General features: G+C 68.1%; 17 protein-coding genes and 1 riboswitch. Of the genes, 10 read left to right on the forward strand and 7 right to left on the reverse strand.

Going from position 1 to position 19,935, the window contains the following annotated elements; translation table 11 throughout:
• Positions 1-70 precede the first annotated feature (70 nt).
• The 8 genes from PSR88_RS25215 to PSR88_RS25250 all read left to right on the forward strand — a co-directional run bounded on the left by PSR88_RS25215 (position 71) and on the right by PSR88_RS25250 (position 11,556).
• Positions 71-832, forward strand: a complete 762-nt coding sequence (locus PSR88_RS25215) for a hypothetical protein (protein WP_009478000.1) — start codon at positions 71-73, stop codon at positions 830-832.
• A 147-nt stretch (positions 833-979) separates the two neighbouring features.
• Positions 980-2,191, forward strand: coding sequence for an ROK family transcriptional regulator (locus PSR88_RS25220; RefSeq protein ID WP_009478001.1), 1,212 nt, complete (start codon positions 980-982; stop codon positions 2,189-2,191).
• 290 nt (positions 2,192-2,481) lie between these two features.
• Positions 2,482-3,549, forward strand: a complete 1,068-nt coding sequence (locus tag PSR88_RS25225) for an ABC transporter substrate-binding protein (protein ID WP_009478002.1) — start codon at positions 2,482-2,484, stop codon at positions 3,547-3,549.
• Entirely contained in the window at positions 3,546-4,403 is an 858-nt protein-coding gene (locus PSR88_RS25230) for an ABC transporter permease (protein ID WP_009478003.1), read from the forward strand. Before PSR88_RS25225 ends, PSR88_RS25230 begins: the two co-directional genes overlap by 4 nt.
• The gene (locus PSR88_RS25235) at positions 4,379-5,113 is read left to right on the forward strand and encodes an ABC transporter ATP-binding protein (RefSeq protein WP_016883864.1); all 735 of its coding nucleotides are present in this window, start codon (positions 4,379-4,381) and stop codon (positions 5,111-5,113) included. Before PSR88_RS25230 ends, PSR88_RS25235 begins: the two co-directional genes overlap by 25 nt.
• A 12-nt stretch (positions 5,114-5,125) precedes the next feature.
• Entirely contained in the window at positions 5,126-6,487 is a 1,362-nt protein-coding gene (locus PSR88_RS25240) for an LLM class flavin-dependent oxidoreductase (protein WP_016883863.1), read from the forward strand.
• Positions 6,484-10,242: an ABC transporter ATP-binding protein gene (locus PSR88_RS25245; protein ID WP_016883862.1), complete on the forward strand. Its 3,759-nt coding sequence runs from the start codon at positions 6,484-6,486 to the stop codon at positions 10,240-10,242. Before PSR88_RS25240 ends, PSR88_RS25245 begins: the two co-directional genes overlap by 4 nt.
• Positions 10,243-10,356: 114 nt before the next feature.
• A complete protein-coding gene (locus PSR88_RS25250; RefSeq protein ID WP_342338508.1) occupies positions 10,357-11,556 on the forward strand; it encodes a DDE-type integrase/transposase/recombinase in 1,200 nt (399 codons plus the stop codon).
• A gap of 99 nt (positions 11,557-11,655) precedes the next feature.
• Here the strand turns inward: PSR88_RS25250 and PSR88_RS25255 are convergent, their stop codons facing one another.
• Both PSR88_RS25255 and PSR88_RS25260 read right to left on the reverse strand, forming a co-directional pair.
• Positions 11,656-12,639, reverse strand: a complete 984-nt coding sequence (locus PSR88_RS25255) for an alpha/beta hydrolase (RefSeq protein WP_011597239.1) — start codon at positions 12,637-12,639, stop codon at positions 11,656-11,658.
• Between the two features lie 146 nt (positions 12,640-12,785).
• Positions 12,786-15,104: a helicase-associated domain-containing protein gene (locus PSR88_RS25260; protein WP_016883860.1), complete on the reverse strand. Its 2,319-nt coding sequence runs from the start codon at positions 15,102-15,104 to the stop codon at positions 12,786-12,788.
• Positions 15,105-15,164: 60 nt separating this feature from the next.
• On the opposite strand from PSR88_RS25260, the gene PSR88_RS25265 reads away from it, so the two are divergent.
• Entirely contained in the window at positions 15,165-15,353 is a 189-nt protein-coding gene (locus PSR88_RS25265) for a hypothetical protein (RefSeq protein ID WP_025431899.1), read from the forward strand.
• 67 nt (positions 15,354-15,420) lie between these two features.
• Here PSR88_RS25265 and PSR88_RS25270 read toward each other — a convergent pair whose 3' ends face one another.
• The 3 genes from PSR88_RS25270 to PSR88_RS25280 form a co-directional block, all read right to left on the reverse strand.
• Complete coding sequence (locus PSR88_RS25270) at positions 15,421-16,002, reverse strand: transglycosylase family protein (protein WP_009478009.1); 582 nt, start codon at positions 16,000-16,002, stop codon at positions 15,421-15,423.
• An 8-nt stretch (positions 16,003-16,010) separates the two neighbouring features.
• A riboswitch (cyclic di-AMP (ydaO/yuaA leader) is annotated at positions 16,011-16,224 on the reverse strand.
• Positions 16,225-16,458: 234 nt separating this feature from the next.
• Positions 16,459-16,836, reverse strand: coding sequence for a YccF domain-containing protein (locus PSR88_RS25275; RefSeq protein ID WP_009478010.1), 378 nt, complete (start codon positions 16,834-16,836; stop codon positions 16,459-16,461).
• 30 nt (positions 16,837-16,866) lie between these two features.
• On the reverse strand, positions 16,867-17,106 hold the full coding sequence (locus tag PSR88_RS25280) for a hypothetical protein (protein ID WP_016883859.1): 240 nt from the start codon (positions 17,104-17,106) through the stop codon (positions 16,867-16,869).
• 153 nt (positions 17,107-17,259) lie between these two features.
• Between PSR88_RS25280 and PSR88_RS25285 the strand changes: the two genes are divergently transcribed.
• Entirely contained in the window at positions 17,260-17,670 is a 411-nt protein-coding gene (locus PSR88_RS25285; RefSeq protein WP_005255275.1) for a cold-shock protein, read from the forward strand.
• A 60-nt stretch (positions 17,671-17,730) separates the two neighbouring features.
• On the opposite strand, the gene PSR88_RS25290 is transcribed toward PSR88_RS25285, so the two are convergent.
• Together PSR88_RS25290 and PSR88_RS25295 are read right to left on the reverse strand one after the other, a co-directional pair.
• The gene (locus PSR88_RS25290; protein ID WP_020476840.1) at positions 17,731-18,216 is read right to left on the reverse strand and encodes a DUF2771 domain-containing protein; all 486 of its coding nucleotides are present in this window, start codon (positions 18,214-18,216) and stop codon (positions 17,731-17,733) included.
• A 6-nt stretch (positions 18,217-18,222) separates the two neighbouring features.
• Positions 18,223-19,893 (reverse strand): MFS transporter, encoded by a 1,671-nt coding sequence (locus PSR88_RS25295; protein ID WP_011597242.1) that lies wholly within the window; start codon positions 19,891-19,893, stop codon positions 18,223-18,225.
• Positions 19,894-19,935: the final 42 nt, after the last annotated feature.

Consider the following 19,935-nt stretch of genomic DNA (forward strand, 5'->3'; position numbering starts at 1 on the left):
GCACATCCGGGGCGGTCGGGGCCTAAATTGAGGGACAGCCGGATGGATCGACCCAGAGACGAGGCTCGCGATGACCCAGCCCCCCGACGACCCCAACCGTCCCGATCCGAACATCCCCGGCGAACCGCCGAACAACCCGCAGCAACCGTACCCGCAGGGCGGGCCGCAGCAGCCGTACCAGCAGGGCCAGTACCCCCAGCAGCCGTACCCGCAGGGGCAGTACGCCCAGCAACCCGGCCAGTACCCGCCCGGCCAGTACGGGCAGCAGCCCGGCCAGTACCCGCCCGGCCAGTACCCGCCGCCGCCGAAGAAATCGCGGAAGGGGCTGTTCATCACCCTCGGTGTCGTCGCCGTCGTGATCCTCGCCGCTATCGCCGCGTTCGCTGTGTTCGCCGTGAAGAGCGCCGACAAGAATGCTCTCGACGTCGGCGACTGCCTCTTCTTCGAGTCCGCGTCGACGACCGCGGCCGACACCTCGCACGAGAAGCGGGACTGCTCCGACAGCGAGGCCACGTACGAGGTGGCGCAGAAGAACGACGGCGACGTCCAGTGCGCGGAGGACTACTTCTCGTACACCCTCGTGAGCGAGGACGAAGACGTGCAGACCACGCTCTGCCTCGTTCCGAACATGCTCGAGGACTCCTGCTACCTGCTCGAGGACGACGGCCGGATCGTGCCGTCCGACTGCACCGAGGCGCAGACCGTGAAGGTCGTCAGACGTGCGGACGGCGAGAACGACGAAACCCTGTGCAACGAGTTCGACAGCGCATTCCCCATCGCGTTCTCCGAACCCGAGCGCACGTACTGCATCGAGGTCAATCTGGGCGGCTAGCCCCAGTGAGTACTTATTAACCGCGGGACATCAACAAGTACTCACGGGGAGTTAAATTCACGGGAATCGAGTCCGTTGAACTGCACGTTCCCCTTCGTTAGCGTTCGAGATCAATCGAAATCACTGCGCGCGGGGAAGGTGGGAACGATGGCGCGAACCCAGCCCGACACCCGGCGTGGTGCCGGCCGTTCCGGCGCCAGCGCGGGCACGGTGCTGCGCACCGTCCTCGACCGTGGGCCGATCGCGCGCAGCACGATCGCGCGGGTCACCGGGCTCTCACCCGCGACGGTGACCACCGCCAGTGCGCAACTCGTCGAACGCGGCCTGCTGCGGGAACTGCCGGAGATCTCGGGTCCCACCGGTCTGGGACGGCCACACGTCCCGGTGGACCTCGACGACACCCGCTTCGTCGTCTACGGCATCCACCTGGCGATGACCCACGTGACCACCGCGTTGCTCGACCTGCGTGGGCAGGTGGTGGCCCGATCCCGTGATCCACATTTCGGGCTCGGACCGGCCGAGATCCTGCGGAACGCCGTGACGACCCTCGAGGCGCTGGCCGCCCGGCACGGTGACGTGTCTGTCCCGATCGGCGTCGGTTTCGCGGCCGGCGGCTGGATCGACTCGGAATCGGGTGTGGTGCGTGAGCATCCGATCCCCGGGTGGAACGGATACCCGGTCCGGGCGGATCTCGAGCACCGCACGGGTCTGGACGTCCGGATGGATTCGCACGCGCGGGCCCTCATCGACGCGGAGGTGTTGTTCGGGGAGCCGAGGGCGCGAGACAGTGTGGTGCAGCTCTTCGTCGGGAACGTGGTGGACGCCGCGTTCGCGACCGGAGGCGTGGTCCACCACGGCCCGCGCGCGGCGGCAGGCGCGGTGGCGCACGTGCCCGTCGAGAACAGTGTCGAGGAGTGCGCCTGCGGGCGTACCGGATGCGTGCAGGCCACCCTGTCGGATCGGGTGCTGGTGCGCAGGGCGATGCAGCTCGGCACCATCGAGCGGCCGATCTTCGGCGACCTTCTCGACGCGGGTCGACGTCGGCAGCCGGCGGCACTGGCACTGTTCGAGGAACGGGCGCACGGCGTCGGGGTGGTGGCAGCCCGGCTGCTCGATCTGTTCAATCCGGAGGTCCTGATCGTCTGCGACCAAGGCGTGAGCCAGATTCCGGGTACTCTCGACACGGTTCGGCGAGCAGTCGGGGAGTCGTCGGCGACGTGTGACGACCCGTCGCAGTCGGTGTTGTCCACCAGTTTCCCCGGGCGGGCACTGCCGGTATCCGCCGGTTCCGTGATCCTCGCGGAGCTCTACCGGGCGCCTCTCACCAGCTTCGTGCGGCCGTTGGCCGGCATATCGTGACATGTATCACACATCCGGAGTTAATTCGGTGGGAAGCAATGTTGACGTCTATTACGCTGGATCGCAAGGATATTGGTGTGAACACCACCATGGCGGACAGTGTGCGTACAACCTCGTGTCGCTCCGAGTCCTGTTGTCGCCGCACGCGACCGGGTCGCATCTGACGTCTCCGCGCTGACTTCGGCGGACGCTCGAAATACCTTTCTGTTCTTCCTTTCTCGCTCCTCTGTGGCACTCGACGAACTGTCCGATGTGCCCGACCGGAGATCACATCCTTCGAAGGATCAATCATGTCCAGTTCACTCGTGTCTTCCGCCGGGTATCGGCGCCTCACGCGCGCCGCCTTCGCCGGCGTCGTGGCGCTCGGGCTCGCGTCCTGCTCGTCCGGTCCCTCCGGCGGGTTGTCTCTCGATGATGCTGTACCCGATCAGGTTCCGGACGGAACCTCGCTCAGCGTGTCGATAAAGACAACCCGGCTTCAACTCGAGGCGACCGACCAGCTCGCGGACCTCCCGTTCACCGTGTCGGACTGGCCGGACGTCAGTGCCGGTCCCGACGTGATCCAGGCCTTCCGGGGCAACGCGGTCGATCTGGCCACCAACGCCGCGATCCCGCCGATCCAGGCGCACGCCACCGGGCTCGACGCGAAGATCGTCGCGGTGCGGGAGAAGGAACAGCCGCAGTACCTGCTGGCCACCGCTCCCGGCTCGGACATCACGGAACTGCCGGACCTGCGGGGCAAAAAGATCGCGTTCTCACCCGGGCAGGCGCAGGGTGTCGTGATCCTGCGAACGCTGAAGGCGCAGGGTCTGACCACCAAGGACGTCCAGCTCGTCGAGCTCCCCAGCCCGCAGTTCCTCACCGCGCTGCAGTCGAAGCAAGTGGACATCGCGCCGCTGTCGGAGCCGACGGTGACGAAGTACCTGAACCAGTACGGGCCGGACGGAGCCAAGGCGCTGGCCACCGACGCCGTGGACGCGCTCACCGTGCTCTGGGCACCGGTGGAAGTCCTCCAGGACCCGGCCAAGGCCGCGGCGATCAAGGCGTTCATTCCGTTCTGGGCTCGCGGGGAGGTCTGGGCGTGGGAGAACCAGGACGCCTGGATCCAGAAGTACTACGTGGAGAGCGAACAGGTATCGGCCGAGGACGGTAAGCGCATCGTCGCCTCCGTCGGGCAGCGTCCGGTCTACCCGGCCAACTGGGACGCCGCCGTCGAATGGACGCAGGACACCGTCCAATTGCTGTCCGATGCAGGGTACTTCAGTGAGTTCGATGCCGACGAGTTGTTCGACCGACGATTCGAGACGATCGCCGCCGACGCTGTTCCGGCCGAGTACCGGGGCGGTGTGCAGCGATGACCAGCACTCTCTCCGCGCCCGCACCGGCACGCAGTGTCGCCCCCGAGGCCCCGAGGCTCGGCGTCGCCGATCGGCAGATCCGCCGACTCGGGCTGCGCAAGGCGTTTCCGTTCTCCCGGCTGGCCGGTGTCCTGCTCCTCCTCGCGGTGTGGGCAGTGGGAAGTCTCACCGGCTTCATCGACGCACGAAAGCTGTCCGCGCCGTGGACCGTGGTCACCACGGCCGTCGAGCTGATCTCCACCGGCATCCTGCAGGAACACGTCCTCGCATCGTTGAGCCGTGCCGCCATCGGTTTCGCGTTCGGCGTGGTGATCGGGACGGCCCTGGCCGTCGTCGCCGGTCTGACGCGTTCCGGTGACGCCCTGATCGACGGGCCGATCCAGCTCAAACGCGCCATCCCGACGCTCGGCCTCATCCCGCTGCTGATCCTCTGGCTCGGCATCGGCGAGACGTTCAAGATCGTGATCATCGCGCTCGGTGTCGTCGTCCACATGTACATCCAGACGCACAATTCGTTGACGTCGATCGACAACCGGTACGTCGAACTCGCCGAGGTCCTCGGGTTGTCCCGGGCCACGTTCATCCGCAAGGTCGTACTGCCGGGTGCGATGCCGGGATTCTTTCTGGGACTGCGCCTCTCGGTCACCGGTGCCTGGCTCACGCTCATCGTCGTCGAGGGAATCAACGCGGTGACCGGTTTGGGAAAGATGATGTACAACGCGCAGAACTACGGACAGTCCGACGTGATTCTCGTGGGGCTCGCGGTCTACGGCATCTTCGGTCTCCTGTCCGACTCCGTCCTCCGCTACATCGAAAGGCGGTCCCTGTCATGGCGCAAGACGCTCGCCGGCTAGAACCCGCCGCCGTGCAGGTGCGATCCCTCGTCCGCGGATTCGGCGACAAGACCGTCCTCGACCGCCTGGACCTCGACATTCCCGAAGGCCAGTTCGTGGCCTTGCTCGGAAAGAGCGGGTCCGGCAAGAGCACGCTGCTCCGCGCGCTCGCCGGCCTCGACTACGACGTCGAGGGCCGCGGCGGAACCCTCACCGTGCCCGAGGAGGTGTCGGTGGCATTCCAGGACTCACGGCTGCTGCCGTGGCTGAAGGTGCTGGACAACGTGACGCTCGGACTGGGCCGCACCGGCACGAGCAGGGGAGCGGCGGCGCTCGCGGAGGTCGGGCTCGCGGGCCGGGAGAAGGCGTGGCCCAGCGAACTGTCCGGCGGTGAACAGCAACGGGTGGCGCTGGCCCGAGCGTTGGTCCGCGAGCCCCGACTGTTCCTGGCCGACGAGCCCTTCGGCGCTCTCGACGCGCTGACCCGGATCAAGATGCACGCCCTCCTGCAGGAGTTGATCCGTCGCCACCGCCCGACCGTCCTGCTCGTCACACACGACGTCGACGAAGCGATCGCGCTCGCCGACCGGGTACTCGTTCTCGATCGCGGGCAGATCGTCGTCGACGAGATCATCGACATCCCGAAGCCGAGAGCGCTCGGCGACAGCAAGTTCCACGAGTTTCGCACCACGTCCCTCGGCGCCCTCGGCGTCGAGGTAGCGGCACAGTAAGGGAGTTTCACCATGAGTTCGTCACCCCAGCGCCGGCTGCATCTCAACGCATTCCTGATGGCGATCGGACACCACGAGGCCGCCTGGCGCCTACCCGAGAGCGATCCGAACGCCAATCTCGATATCAAGCACTACATTTCGTTGGCGCAGACCGCCGAACGCGGAAAGTTCGACTCGGTGTTCCTCGCCGACAGCCCGGTGCTGTTCAGCAATCCGGAACGCAGGCCGAGCGGCAAGCTGGAGCCGACGATCATCCTGACGGCGATCTCCGCGGCCACCGAGAAGATCGGCCTGATCGCGACCGCGTCGACCAGCTACAACGAGCCGTACAACCTGGCGCGGCGGTTCGCGTCCCTCGACTTCGTCAGCGGTGGACGCGCCGGCTGGAACATCGTCACCACGGCCGGCGCCGATGCGGCACAGAACTTCGGTCTCGACGACACCCCCGCGCACCGGAGCCGGTACGAGCGGGCAGCGGAATTCGTGGAGGTGTCCACCAAGCTGTGGGACAGCTGGGAGGACGACGCCATCGTCGCGGACAAGGACGTCGCGATCCATGCCGACTCCGCCAAGGTGCACGTCATCGAACACGAGGGCCGGTTCTTCAAGGTGCGGGGACCCCTCAACGTGCCGCGGTCGCCGCAGGGATATCCGCTGCTCGTGCAGGCCGGGTCGTCCGAGGACGGGAAGGATTTCGCCGCCAGGTACTCGGAGGCCATCTTCACCGCCCAACCCACCCTCGACGAGGGGAAGGCGTTCTACGCGGACGTCAAGGATCGTGTCGCGAAAGTGGGCCGGGACCCCGAGCAGGTGCTGATCCTGCCCGGCATCGTGCCGGTCATCGCTGACACCGAAGAGGAGGCCCGCGAACTCGAGGCGGAACTGGAGAGGTTGATCTCGCCGGAATACGCCCGCAAGCAGCTGGCGCAGCGGTTCAATCTCGAACCGGAGCAGCTCCCGCTCGACGAGGAACTTCCCGAGGACTTGCCGTCCGAGGACGAGATCGAGGGTGCGAAGAGCCGGTACACGCTGATCGTGGACCTCGCCCGCCGCGAGAAGCTCACCGTCCGGCAGCTGATCGGGCGACTCGGTGGTGGTCGCGGTCACCGCACGTTCGCGGGCACCCCGCTCCAGGTGGCCGACACGATCGAATACTGGTTCAAAAACGGCGCCGCCGACGGATTCAACATCATGCCCGCGGTCCTTCCGTCCGGGCTGGAGAAGTTCGTCGACTCCGTGGTTCCGATTCTGCAGGAACGCGGACTCTTCCGCACCGACTACACCGAGTCCACACTGCGCGGGCACTACGGATTGCCGCGGCCCGCCAATCAGTTTGCGGTCGAGAAGGATTCCACGCTGGTGTCTGTGCAGTGACGACGGAAGTTTCGGGGGAGAACGTCGGCTGGCTGCGGTACCTGTTCGGGTACTGTCTGCGCCAACGCCGCAATCTCGTTCTCGCGTACGGGGCGGCGGCGGTGGCGGCCGCGGCCACCGCCACCATCCCGCTGGCCGTCCGGCACGTGATCGACAACGCCGCGGTTGACACGAATCATGCACTGGCGCCGTGGATCGCGGTGCTCATCGCCCTCGCATCGCTCCGTTTCGCCGCCGCGTACACGCGTCGGTACCGCTCCGGGCAGCTGTCCCTCGGAGTGCAGTACGACCTGCGGGGCGACGCCTTCCGGTCCCTGCTGCGGCTGGACGGCGTCAAGCAGGACGGACTGCAGACCGGGCAGGTGGTCAGCCGGTCGATCTCGGATATCACGCTGATCCAGATGCTCCTGCAGTTGCTGCCGCACATGGCAGGGAACCTGCTGATGTTCGCGATCTCCCTGGCCGTGATGGCCGTGCTGTCGCCGATCCTCACCGTGGTCGCTCTCGTCGTCCTGCCTGCGTTGTGGTTCATCTCGATGCGCAGCCGCGTCGACCTGTTCCCCGCCAACTGGCATGCCCAGGAACAGGCGGCGATCGTGGCCGGGGGAGTCGAAGCCGCCGTCACGGGGGTGCGCGTCGTCAAGGGATTCGGCCAGGAAGGCCGCGAACTCGAAGACCTCGAGAAGCGGGCAGGGGACCTCTTCCGTTCCCGGCTGCGCGTCGCACGGCTGACCAGCCGGTACAACCCTGCACTGCAGGCGGTCCCGATGCTCGGGCAGGCACTCGTCCTGGCACTCGGAGGATGGCTGGCGCTGCACGGCACGCTGTCGCTCGGCACGTTCGTCGCCTTCACCACGTATCTGGCGTCGTTCGCCTCGCCCGTGCGTCAGCTCGCCACGCTGCTGACCGTGAGCCAACAGGGCCGGGCCAGCGTCGAGCGTGTCCGCGAGGTGATCGACAACGCCCCGGCCGTCACGACCCCACCCGGCGCCGTGGACTTGCCGGGCGGGCCCCTCGAAGTGGTGTTCGACGACGTGGCGTTCGGATACGACCCGTCGAATCGCCTCCTCGACGGACTGTCCCTGCGGATCGCACCCGGGGAGACGGTGGCGGTGGTCGGCGCCGCCGGATCGGGGAAATCGACTCTGGCCATGCTCGTTCCGCGGTTGTACGACGTCGACGCGGGTGCGGTCACCGTCGGGGGGATCGACACCCGTCGGCTGTCGCTCGGCTCGCTGCGCTCCGCGCTCGGCGTCGTCTTCGAAGACAGCTACCTCATGTCCGAAACCATCCGCGCCAACGTGTCCTACGGCCGGCCGGATGCCGACGAGGCACTGGTGCGTGAGGCGCTCCGCGTGGTGCAGGCGGAGGAATTCGTCGACGCTCTGCCGGACGGCCTCGACACCGTCGTGGGGGAGCAGGGGGTGACGTTGTCGGGTGGGCAGCGGCAGCGGATCGCCCTCGCCCGGGCATTGGTGACCGATCCGCGGATCCTGGTGCTCGACGACGCGACATCGGCGGTCGACGCCCGCGTCGAGGCCGCCATCCACCACGAACTGAGCGTCGCGACCAGCGAGCGGACCACGCTGATCATTGCGCATCGCCGGTCGACGCTCGCGTTGGCCGACCGCATCGCGGTCCTGGCGCACGGGCGCATCGTCGATGTGGGCACGAGTGCCGAACTCGACGAAAGGTGCCCCCTGTTCCGCGCGCTGCTGTCGAGCGCGGACGACGTGACCGCTCCGGACACGTCGAACGAGCCGCCGGACGTCGACGGTGTCACCGCCGAACTGTGGCGCCGGGAGGACGGCGACGAGGCATCCGGGGTGTTCGATGCCAGAGCCGCAGCGGCTTTCGCGACCGCGGCCGCGGGTGCCAGTGGGCCGTCACGCGGAGGCGCGTCGGGCGGAATCCTCTCGTCGGCGCCGCCCAGCCCCGAAGTCATGGCTCGGCTCGACGACCTGCCGCCACTCACGGGAGACCCCGACGTCGCCGCGGACGAGGCCCGGGCCGCCGACCCGGCGTTCGGACTCCGCTCACTGCTGCGGCCGCTCCTCCTGCCACTGGTCGCCGGCTTGGCGCTCGTCGGGCTGGACGCCGTCGCGCAGATCGCGGTGCCGGTCCTCGTCCGTACCGGGGTGGATCGGGGAGTGCTGCAAGGCGCCCGCGACCTGCTGCTGCTCGCGGCGGCCGCGACCATTCTGGTGGTGCTGCTGGACTGGGCCGTCAACATCGCCCAGGCGCGGGTGACCGGGCGGACAGGCGAACGGCTGCTGTACACGTTGCGGGTCAAGACGTTCGCGCAGCTGCAGCGGCTCGGGTTGCAGTATTACGAGCGAGAACTGGCAGGCCGGATCATGACACGCATGACCACCGATGTCGACAGCCTGTCCAACTTCCTGCAGACAGGTCTGGCGACGGCGGTGGTGAGCGCGCTGACGATCTCCGGTGTGCTGGTGGCACTCCTGGTGATCGACGCGGAACTGGCCCTCGTGCTGGTCCTCGTGGTGCCCGTCCTCGTCGCGGCCACGGTGGTGTTCCGCCGAAAGTCCGTGCCCGCCTATGCCGAGGCCCGCGATCGCGTCGGGATCGTCAACGCCTACCTGCAGGAGAACGTGACGAATATCCGCGTCACCCAGGCATTTCGGCGCGAGAACTACAACGCGGCCCAGTTCGCCCGTCGGGCCTGGGACTTCCGTGAGTCGCGGCTACGGGCTCAGCGGTACATGGCCCTGTACTTTCCGTTCGTCGAGTTCCTGTCGGTGGTCGCGACCGGGCTGGTGCTCGCGGCAGGGACGGCGCGGATCCACGGCGGAACCCTCACCGTCGGCACCCTGATCGCCTTCGTGCTCTACGTCGAACTGTTCTTCGCTCCCGTACAACAGCTTTCACAGGTGTTCGACGGCTACCAGCAGGCCGTGATCGGACTCGGTCGACTGCGGGGGCTGATGAGGACGCCGACCACCACGCCGCAGGCAGGCGATCCGATGGTCCTCGACCGCCTCCAGGGCGGCATCGTGTTCGACGAGGTCCACTTCGCGTACGAATCCGGCAAGGGAGAGGCGCTGCGGGGGGTCGCGCTTCGCATCGAACCGGGCGAGACGGTCGCCCTCGTCGGTCAGACCGGCGCGGGCAAGTCGACCGTGCTCAAGCTGCTCGCCCGGTTCTACGACCCCACGCAGGGTGCGGTACGCGTCGACGGCATCGACACCCGGTCGCTCGACCTCGCGTCGTTCCGGCAGCGACTCGGTGACGTTCCGCAGGAGCCGCACCTGTTCGGCGCCACCGTCCGCGACGCCGTCGCCTACGGGCGCCCGGACGCGACCGACGCGGAGGTCGAGGCCGCCAGCCGCGCTGTCGGTGCCCACGAGATGGTGTCCGGGCTCGCCCTCGGATACCTGCAGCCGATCGGGGAGCACGGGCGCAACCTGTCGGCCGGACAACGCCAGTTGCTGGCACTCGCCCGCGCCGAACTGGTGGACCCCGACATCCTGCTGCTGGACGAGGCCACGGCGTCACTGGACCTGGCCACCGAGGACCGCGTCCGGCTCGCGACCGAGAACCTGTCCCGGCGGCGCACCACCGTCGTCGTGGCGCACCGATTGACCACCGCGGCGCGAGCCGACCGGGTGGTGGTCCTCGACGGCGGGCAGGTCGCGGAAGTCGGAACACACGACGAGCTGCTCGACCGGGGTGGTGTCTACCGGGAACTCTGGGACGCCTATGCGGCTTCGCCGCCCGTGAGTACTTATTAACCGCCGGACGTTTGTTGAGTCTGGGGACATGTGAGACAAATGATGTCTACCCAGATGTGAGACACGCTGCCGTCGACGAGGTGTGAGGCACCTGACTGGTCGTGAACTTGGTTCATGACCGGAACGGATGCCGTCATGGACCTGCTACACGCCCTGCTGGTGCTCGCCCACAACACCGGCGCCGACATGTTCGGCGGGAACTTCGCCCGCTGGTGCGCCGACCACGGGATCCCCCGTGCCACCGCCTACCGACACAAGAAACGGATCGAGGAGGAGGGCCGGTGGACCACCCGGTCCCGCCGGCCCACCTCCTGCCCACACGCAACCCCACTGGCGGTCGAGATCGAAATCGTGCGGCTTCGCCTGGACCTGCCCCACCACGAGCGCGGCGCCGACACCATCGCCTACCACCTGCAGGCCGTCGCCGAGAAACACAACTGGGCCGCCGAGGGCTGGACCATCCCGTCCCGGGCCACGATCAACACGATCCTCACCCGCTACGACCTGGTGATCCCGGCGCCGAAGAAACGCCCGAAATCGTCGTACCGCCGGTTCTGCTACCGCAACCCCCGCGACTGCTACCAGATCGACGCCACCCAGGTCCGGTTGGCCACCGGCGAGAAGGTCGTCGTCTTCGAGGTCCTCGACGACTGCACCCGCACCCTGGTCGCCACCCGGGTCGCGGACGCCGAGACCGCCGCCGGGGCGATCGCGGCGATCACCGCCGCGTTCACCGGCTTCGGGGTCCCGGCGTTGGTGCTCGCCGACAACGGCAGCGCGTTCACCTCCCGCCGCACCAAGGGCGGCATCTCCGGCTTCACCCGGGTCGTGGAGCAGGCCGGGGCGCGGCTGATCCACTCCACCCCGTATCACCCGCAGACCTGCGGGAAGGTCGAACGCCACCACCGCACCTTCAAGCAATGGTTGGCCGCACGGCCCACCACCGCGGCCACCATCGCCGAACTGCAGCAACTGTGCGAGACGTACCAGCGGTTCTACAACACCGAACGCCCGCACAGTGCCGTCAAGATGCCACCACTGCAGGCCTGGCGGCATGCGGCGATCCTCGGTGGGCCGCAGCACCTTCCGATCCAACACGACGCCACCGTGCACGCCCTGGTCGTCTCCTCCGTCGGCACCGTGTGCGTCGACTCCCGCGCCCGCCTGAGCGTCGGCCGAAAGATGGCCGGGCAAACCGTCACCCTGCTGCGCGACGACGACCACGTCACCGCCTACACCACCGACGGCAACGTGATCGGCCACCTACACCTCGACCACACCAAGCGCTACCAAGGCAAACTCCGCCCCGCCTAAAATCTGTCTCACATCTACGTAGACACCCGTGTCTCACATCTACGTAGACAGCACAAACCGCCGGACGTTAATAAGTACTCACGGGGCCGGAGGCCATGCTCAGGCGCCGATCGACGCCTTCATCATCGGCAGCATGGCCCACAGCTGGTCCTGCCAGTAGCCCCAGCTGTGGGTTCCCGTCGCCGGAAAGTCGTAGTGCGCGCCGATGCCGAGGGTGTCGAGCCGCACCTGGAAGGCACGGTTCTGGGCCAGCGCGATCGCCTCGAGGCCCATGCCGGTTCCGACGTTGAAGACGTCGATGGCGGACTGCGGCTGATCGTGCGGGCCGGGGAGGCCTGCGCCCGCCGAGATCCACATCGGAAGCCCGCGGAGCAGCGGGGCGGCGACGAACGGATCGTTGCGGAGCCACGCCGGATCCCACGGCGGACCCCACATGCAGTCGGAGTTGTAGCCGCCGGAGTCGAGCATCGCCAACCGGATCGCCTCACGCATGCCCGGCGCCGACAGGTTCAGATACCCCGACATCGACCCGGCGAACGTGAACTGGTTCCGGTGGTAGGCGGCGAGGATCAACGCCGCGTTGCCGCCCATCGACAGTCCGGCGATCGCGTTGCTGGTGCGGCTGATGCCGTAATTGTTCGCCAGGAAGTCGGGCAGGTTCTGGGTGAGGAACGACTCCCACTTGTACGTGTAGGGCTGACCGTTGGTGTTGCTGGGCGCGTACCAGTCCGTGTAGAAGCTGGACTGTCCGCCGACCGGTTCGACGACGGTGATCCCGTGGTCGGACAGCCACGCGGCGTTGGTCTCGTGCTCCCACCCGCTGACGTCGTTGGTCGCGCGGAGGCCGTCGAGGAGATAGAGGGCCTTGTTGCTGCCGTTGTTCGCGAGCCACATCCGCACCTTGATCTGCCCGACCCCGCCGGGTGCGTCGACCCAGTGCTCACGCAGACGGCTGTACGGGTCCGCGGAGGCCGTCCCGCCGCCGACGAGGACGAACGCCAGCGGCAGGATCACCACGGCAATCATGAGCCGGACGACGCCTTTTATCCAACTTTGTGACGGCTTCGTTGCTGTGACAATCACGGTTCTGCCTCCTGGTAGTCGTCCCCGGCCAGGTACATATCAGCATCACGTTATTGCGCGCCCCGAAATTCCTCGGCGTTTGCGCAGAATCGTTATCTGACCCGTGAGTAGTTGTTAACCGCCCGTGGTTAACAAGTACTCACGGGTCAGTCGACGCGGGCGACGGACGTGATGCGGTGAAGGGTGAACCGCCGGACCGCGCCGCTCGCCGGGTCGAACGCGTCGAGTTGACCGCCGCCGACGCTCACGGGATCGACGATGCGGTGCGTCGCCACGCCCTGCGCGTCGACATAACCGATGGTCACGCTGGTGCGTTCCCGCGCCGCCGCGTTGAGCAGGGCGATGGTCGCGGCGCTGCTGGCCCGCGACCCGTCGGAGCGGATGCTGCCGGATCCCCGGGCCGACGCGGCCAGGTCGCCCGCGCGGAGGGTCCGGACGACCGCGTCGAGTTGGGCGTCCGTGGCGACGGCCGGGGTGCGGCCGGCGGGAGCCTTGCGCCGGGTCACGACCCGGGCGCCGCGGGGACGCAGGTCGACCAGGGCTCCGGACGAGTCCTCGCCTGCGGGCGCGAAACCGGCCGCCCGCAGTTCGCCCAGAACTTCCCGCAGCGGTGCCTGCGACACCGCAACCGTCGGAGCCAACGCGCGCAGGGCCAAAGTTGCAGCCACCGGCGACGCCAGGACCTCCGCGAGCAGGGTGGGGTCCTCGCAGCGGACGAACGACGCCGCGACCCCCGCCCGGAGCCGCCCGTGCCGCCTCGCGACGTCGTCGATCAGATACGACAGCGACTGCGGGACGGGTGTGCGCGACCGGGTCGCGAAGAGGCTGTGCAGTTCGGCCGCCGTCATCCCGACGTCGAGGGCACGCCGGACGCTGTCTTCGCTGATCCGGTACATCGACGCCGCACCGGCGGACTCGATGTCCGCGACCAGGGTGATCTGCTCCAGCAGGTCCGGAGTCAGCGGGCCGGGGGCGACGACGGTGAGGTCGGCCTGGACGAGGACGTGGTCGACGGGTTCGGGCAGCGACGCGTGCATCTCGGCCTCGGCGTCGCCGCCGTGGAGCAGTGCGCGTCCGGGTGAGCTGAGCGCTCCGCGGGCGACGAGTCCGAGCGTCGCGGCCTCGTCGAGGGTGCGTTCGACCGCGTGGACCCGCAACCGGGCACCCCAGCGGGGGCGGCGCCACGCCAGCAGTCGGCTGACCTCCGCCGGATCCGCCGAGTGGCCGCTGCCCAGTTCCGCCAGCAGTCCCAGGATCGCCTGCCGGTCGCGCGGCGCGGACGGCGCGCGCACCTCCTCGGACAGCGCGGCGACCGGTTTGTCGTTGGCATCGCGCATGCCGATGAACCACGCCATGCGCGGTAGTTCCAGCCACGCGGCGGCCAGAGCGTGCCACCGCCGGGCGACCGGCGCGGTGAGCCAGTTGTCGACCGCGGTGGTCGGGGCCCAGTAGTTCTCCCCGCTGTCGGACGTCGGCGCCGGATCCGGGGTGCCGCTCGCGATCAGTCCCGCAGCGGAGAGCAGTTCGACGAGCAGGCTCAGCCGGTTCTCGTCGATGCCGGACGTCTTGGCGATCCGGCGCAGTTCGCGGACACCGAGCCCACCTGCCCGCAGGGCGGGCGCCGGGATCTCGCCGAGAGCCTTGACGACGTCCTCGCAGTGGCGAACCAGTTCCAGCGCCTCACCTGCCGCGGCGGCGTTGATGTCGGCCGGCTTGTGCTTGCGGCCCGTGACGGTGGGAGCGGCCAGCGACGTGGGGTCGAAGACGGCCTCCCCGCGCAGGACCTGCCGCACCTGATAGGGCAGTTCGACGGTTTCGTCGTCGATCCACCGCAGCAGCCCGGCGGCGAGGAGTCGCTGCACGGGACGGTCGGGGGGTGTTCCGGGGGCCGCGTCCCGGGTGCGTCCGATCGAACTCGACTTCGACAGGGTCTCCAGGATGTCCCGCTCGACGCTCTGCAGTCCGGCCAGCGCGGCCGTGATGCCGGGTTCGTCCAGCGTCTCGTCGGGTTCGGCGCTGCGTCCGACCCGCCACGGGATGGTGGCCACGACAGCGGGAACGATGCGCAGCGACGTCTTGTCCCCCCAGACGATCCCCACGGACCGCAGGCCGTCCAGCGTGGCGTCGACGGTCTTCTTCGTCGCCCGCGACCCCACTGCGTCCTGCAGCGTGGCCCGCGGCACGGCGACCTCGTCGGCCCGTTCGAGCGCCAGGAGTTCGAGGATGCCGAAGTCCAGCGACGTCAGGTTGTCGGCCGCGCGGGCCACCGATGCCCGCTGTTCGGCGCGGCCGGCGAGGACGACGATCGTGGCCGGCGGTGGAACCGCCAGGTCGGGGCGCTTGCGGAGCAGATCCGTCAGTTCGGCGTCGCTGCGCGCGGCCAGCCAGTCCGCGAGGGTCGCGGCGCCGCGCGGGGAGGCAGCGGTGCCGTTGGTGCTCGCGGTGGCGTCGTCGGTGTCGGTCATCGACTATCAGATTAGAGACCTGGGCTGTACGTCGCCGAATGCTCCTGTCAAAATGGCACCGTGGCTAACAATTCGAAGAAGCAGTACGTGGATCCAGGGTGGCCCGAAACCGCCGATGGAGATAGCGCCGTGACCGAACTGTCGTCGAGCCGTGCGGGCGGATTGTCCCCGTTCGGCGAGGACACCGAGTTCCCGCTGCCGGCGGACTCGCTGCCGTACGCGCATCCGCACACCGTGATCAACCGCTGACCCGACGACACAAGAGGGGCCCTGCACCGGATCGGTGCAGGGCCCCTCTTCTGTGAGTCGCGGGAGATTACTGCGGGAGCAGTCCCTTGTTCGCGTCGATGAGCTGCAGGATCTGGGGATCGATCGCGATGCCCTGAGCCTTGACGGCCTCGATCGCGTTGTCGACGGCACCGGCGTACTGCGACGTCCCGTTGGTGCTGGGGACGCCGCCCGTGAGGTCGGGGAGTGCCGGCGCCGCGGGGGCCTCGGGCACGGTTGCGGGGGCGGTGCGCTGGGTGGGTGCGCTGCTCAGGCCGAGGCTCGAGGAGCAGGACGGCCATGCGCCCCAGCCCTGGGAGTCGAGGACCTTCTCGGCGACGACGATCTGCTCTTCACGCGAGGCCTGGTTGGCGGTGGCCGCGTACTGGGTTCCACCGTGTGCGTTCCAGGTGCTCGGGGAGAACTGGAGTCCGCCCTGGAAGCCGTTTCCGGTGTTGATTCCCCAGTTTCCGCCGGACTCGCACTGCGCGAGGCGGTCCCAGTCGGAGTCGGGTGCCGCGTTCGCGGTGCCCGAGAAGGCTGCTCCGGCGACGCCCATGATGGCGCCGGTGACGGCGACCTTGGCGACGGTGCGGCCGGTGTTGGTGGGCTTGCGATGGCGTCCGCTCATAGTGGTCGAGATCCTCTCCACACGCGCCTGCGAGGTCAGCTGTCGGGTTCGGGCTGAGAGGTCGCCCGGCCTCGCCTCTCCTGGCTGGAGAGGGTCTGGCTTCACCCCAAGATCCGAGTGTGCGAAGCACATTCGGGCCGGTGTCCGTCTGAGAACTTGCGTTCCCTGGAGGACTTTGGGTCCCCCGTCCTCGTCCCTGGAATGCTTCGTCGGGACTCCGGTACCCGCGGGACGAGGTTTGGCGCGGCGGGCCGGATGTGACCGATGTTTCCTCGGCCGGTGACGACGGTAACGGGCCGAGGCCGCAGTGTCACCATTTGATAACGCGGAGTGTCTTCGCCTGTTGCGGGGCCTCATTGGGCGCGCAGGGACTCTTCCCAGCTAGTGGCGACGAGACGTGCGTATCGCCGAGCCGTTGCCCTTCCGTTACCGGGCCGTTATGTGAGGAAGCTCACATCACTGGGGAGCGTCGACGATGTCCTTGCCGAGGGGCATGAGCGAGATGGGGATCATCTTGAGATTTGCGACCGCGAGCGGAATCCCGATGATCGTGATCGCCATGGCGATTGCCGTCACGACGTGCCCGATCGCGAGCCACAGACCGGCGATGACGAACCAGATGACGTTGCCGATCAGCGAGGCGACACCGGCCGTCGGCTTGTCGATGACGGTCTTCCCGAACGGCCACAGCGCGTAGACGCCGACCCGGAACGACGCGATGCCGAACGGGATCGTGATGATCAGGATGCAGCACAGGATTCCGGCGACGAAGTACCCCAGCGCCAGCCACAGACCGCCGAAGATCAGCCAGATGATGTTGAGCAGAATTCTCATGATCGTCCCATCGGTCGGTGGTCGGGTGTGTCAGCGCGAGCGTCTGCCCTGTCTGAGCGCCGCGACGATTCCGAGGAGGAAGCCGATCGGGCACGCGAGGGCGATGAGATAGAGAACGAGGCCCGGTTCGGAATCGGAGAGCACCGGGGTCAGGAAGATCGCCACGATCGCGACGAAGCCGATCGCGAAGAGGGTGAGTGCGACGCGCAGGAGTCCGTCGCTCCTCCGGGGTGTGTGAGGAGTGCTCGAAGGAGTCGGTTCGTGGGCCACACCAGCAACGATAGTGCCTGGAAACCCGGATGCCGGAGGGGGTCTCTGCAAGGTAGACTGTGGGCACTGCGCGTCCCGCACCAGAGGTGGGGCGCGCTGTTTTGCATACCAAGTGCAACCAACTGCACTCCAAGTGATGAGCGGGTGAACGCGGTGCCGACCGGCAAGGTGAAGTGGTACGACGTCGAAAAGGGCTTCGGCTTTCTGTCGCAGGAGGAGGGGGAGGACGTCTACGTGCGTTCGTCCGCTCTTCCCGAGGGCGTCGAGGGCCTCAAGGCCGGCCAGCGCGTCGAGTTCGGCATGGCCGCCGGTCGACGCGGCCCCCAGGCTCTGAGCCTGAAGGTGCTCGACCCGGCGCCGTCGCTGCGTCAGAACGCCGCGCGCAAGGAGCCGTCCGCCAAGAAGCACACGCCGGACGAACTCCACGGCATGGTCGAGGACATGATCACGCTGCTCGAGGCGAAGGTCCAGCCCGATCTGCGCAAGGGCAAGTACCCCGACCGCAAGACCGCCCAGCGCATCTCCGAGGTGGTCCGCGCCGTCGCGCGCGAGCTCGACAGCTGATTCGACGGACAACGAAAAGGCCCCTGCGTTCCGGCGCAGGGGCCTTCTTCGTGTGTCGTGCTAGGCGGTCTTGATCGACCAGGCTGCCCGGGCCTTCGTGAGCCCCTGCTCGTCGATGACGGCGGACGGCAGCTGGATCTCGACGCCTGCCAGTTGCAGGTCGTCCGAGGAGGGCACGGTCACGGCGCGGGTCTCACCGGCGCGGTGGGCCTGTTCCTGGACGACGACCTGTCCCGATGCGTCCTGGTAGACGACGAGCATGCGCCACGGCGCGTCGACGATCTCCTGCGGCAGCGACAGCTGCAGCGACGAGCCGGGGGGCACGTCGAGTTCGGCGAGGTCACCGGTTGTGCAGTCCTCGAGATACAGGTTGCAGTACGCGAGCGGGGGGATCTGCTCGGCCCGGTTGTGGGCGAAGGCCGTGATCTCGGGCAGGCGGGGCGAGGAGTTGCGGACCAGTGCGTACAGGACTCCGACGAAGGCCACCAGGACCACCATCAGCCCCACCGCAATCAGTGCCAGGATCTTCTTGGTTCGCGCCTGCATTCTCACTTACGTCACATTTCCTGTCGATCGGTCGGCCCGGTGGGTCGAGTGGGGCTCGGTCACTTCTTGTTCGGCCAGGTCGGGACGTTTTCCGCCGAGCCCGGGCAGGAGGGTGCTCCCGCGGTAGGTGAGGACGGTCTGGACGAGCCCGATGGTCATGACGGCAGAGACCACGGAGAACCCGATCCAGTATTCGGTGGGCAGGAGGACGCCCAGCGCGCCGCCCACCACCCAGCTCAGCTGGAGGACCGTCTCCGACCTACCGAATCCGGACGCGATCGATTCCTCGGGCAGGTCGTGCTGCAGCGACGCGTCCAGCGACACCTTCGCCAGGGCGCTGGCCGCCGACGCGACGAGGGTGGCCAGGGCGGCGGTCAGCAGATTGTCGGTGATCGCGGCCAGGACGGCGATGATCCACACGGCACCCGTGCAGCGCAGCACGATGAGGGCGGGGCGGCCGAGTTTGATCCGGGCGCCCGCGGCGTTGCCTGCGAAGTTGCCGATACCGGCGGCCGCGCCGACCAGGCCGAGCATGGCGGCCTGCACCAGCGGCTCGTGGTCGGTCTTCGACTTCGCGACGAACGCGATGTACAGCGTGAGGAACCCGGTGAGCACGCGGATCGTGCTGTTTCCCCACAACCCGGTGATGACCGCGCGGCCCAGCGGCTGCCGGCGTCTACCGGATTTCGCGGTGGCCGCGGCTTCGGCCTGCAGCACCCGGGTGCGTCCCAGCGCCTCGGTCGGGTGCTCGTCGCCGTGGTACGTGAGAGTGGCGGGTACCTCGCCCTCGGTGACCTCGACCCACGACGGGATCCGCATGCTGAGGTACGCGCCCAGGGCGGTGATGACCGCCGCCAGCCACAGCGCGCCGACGGACCCGGTGGCCATGGCGAGACCACCCGCGAGGGCGCCTGCGCCGATGGTTCCGCCGAGAAGTCCGAACACGGTGAGCCGGGAGTTGACCCGCACCAGGTCGATCTCCGGTGGCAGCACACGTGGAGTGACCGCACTCTTGAGCACCGAGAACGACTTGCTGAGCACCATCATTCCGAGCGCGGCCGGATACAGCACCCAGCTGTCGAAGTTGAAGACGAGAACGATCGCCAGGATCGTCCGGAGACCGAACGACGTGGCCAGTGCGACGCGACGGCCGTGCTGAAGCCGGTCGAGCATCGGACCGATCAGCGGAGCGATGACGGCGAACGGGGCGATGGTGATCAAGAGGTACAGCGCGACCTTCGTCTTGTCCTCGCCCGTCGCGGCCGAGAAGAACAGGGTGTTCGCCAGGGCGACGGCGATGGCCGCGTCGGTCGCGTTGTTGGCCATCACCGCGTAGGTCAGTGCGGTGAGCCCCGACTTGTCCGCACCGTCCGCCTTGGCCGCGCGATGGAACGTCGCGATGCCCTTGTTGGTGAGTTCCCGGCTGCGCATCGCCGCGACCCGGGTGACGGTGAGCTTGCGCGGCATCGGCGGCGCCTTGGGGGCGTCGGCCCGTTCCTCGTCGGAACGGGGACGCTGCCCGCCGCCGACCGGATGGAGGGGAGGGAGCGGTGTGCGTCGACCTCCCGACCGGGCGGCGGGCGGGTATTTGTCGTAGCCGGGATGAACGGGGGGCCCGGAATTCTCGTCAGGAGCCCGACCGCCGTCAGGCTCGTAGGGTTCGCGCGGTCCGGTCACTCCCTAATTCTGTCCTAGTCGGGAGACATGCGACCACAGCAA

The organism is Rhodococcus sp. DK176, assembly GCF_038447315.2.
In the GTDB taxonomy this organism is placed as follows: Bacteria; Actinomycetota; Actinomycetes; order Mycobacteriales; family Mycobacteriaceae; genus Rhodococcus_F; species Rhodococcus_F jostii_A.

What these genes read in the sequence shown, in the direction of transcription:
- PSR88_RS25215 (WP_009478000.1), top strand. Translation starts at nt 71, where the DNA reads ATGACCCAGCCCCCCGACGACCCCAACCGTCCCGATCCGAACATCCCC.
- PSR88_RS25220 (WP_009478001.1), top strand. Translation starts at nt 980, where the DNA reads ATGGCGCGAACCCAGCCCGACACCCGGCGTGGTGCCGGCCGTTCCGGC.
- PSR88_RS25225 (WP_009478002.1), top strand. Translation starts at nt 2,482, where the DNA reads ATGTCCAGTTCACTCGTGTCTTCCGCCGGGTATCGGCGCCTCACGCGC.
- PSR88_RS25230 (WP_009478003.1), top strand. Translation starts at nt 3,546, where the DNA reads ATGACCAGCACTCTCTCCGCGCCCGCACCGGCACGCAGTGTCGCCCCC.
- PSR88_RS25235 (WP_016883864.1), top strand. Translation starts at nt 4,379, where the DNA reads ATGGCGCAAGACGCTCGCCGGCTAGAACCCGCCGCCGTGCAGGTGCGA.
- PSR88_RS25240 (WP_016883863.1), top strand. Translation starts at nt 5,126, where the DNA reads ATGAGTTCGTCACCCCAGCGCCGGCTGCATCTCAACGCATTCCTGATG.
- PSR88_RS25250 (WP_342338508.1), top strand. Translation starts at nt 10,357, where the DNA reads ATGACCGGAACGGATGCCGTCATGGACCTGCTACACGCCCTGCTGGTG.
- PSR88_RS25260 (WP_016883860.1), bottom strand. Translation starts at nt 15,104, where the DNA reads ATGACCGACACCGACGACGCCACCGCGAGCACCAACGGCACCGCTGCC.
- PSR88_RS25270 (WP_009478009.1), bottom strand. Translation starts at nt 16,002, where the DNA reads ATGAGCGGACGCCATCGCAAGCCCACCAACACCGGCCGCACCGTCGCC.
- PSR88_RS25275 (WP_009478010.1), bottom strand. Translation starts at nt 16,836, where the DNA reads ATGAGAATTCTGCTCAACATCATCTGGCTGATCTTCGGCGGTCTGTGG.
- PSR88_RS25290 (WP_020476840.1), bottom strand. Translation starts at nt 18,216, where the DNA reads ATGCAGGCGCGAACCAAGAAGATCCTGGCACTGATTGCGGTGGGGCTG.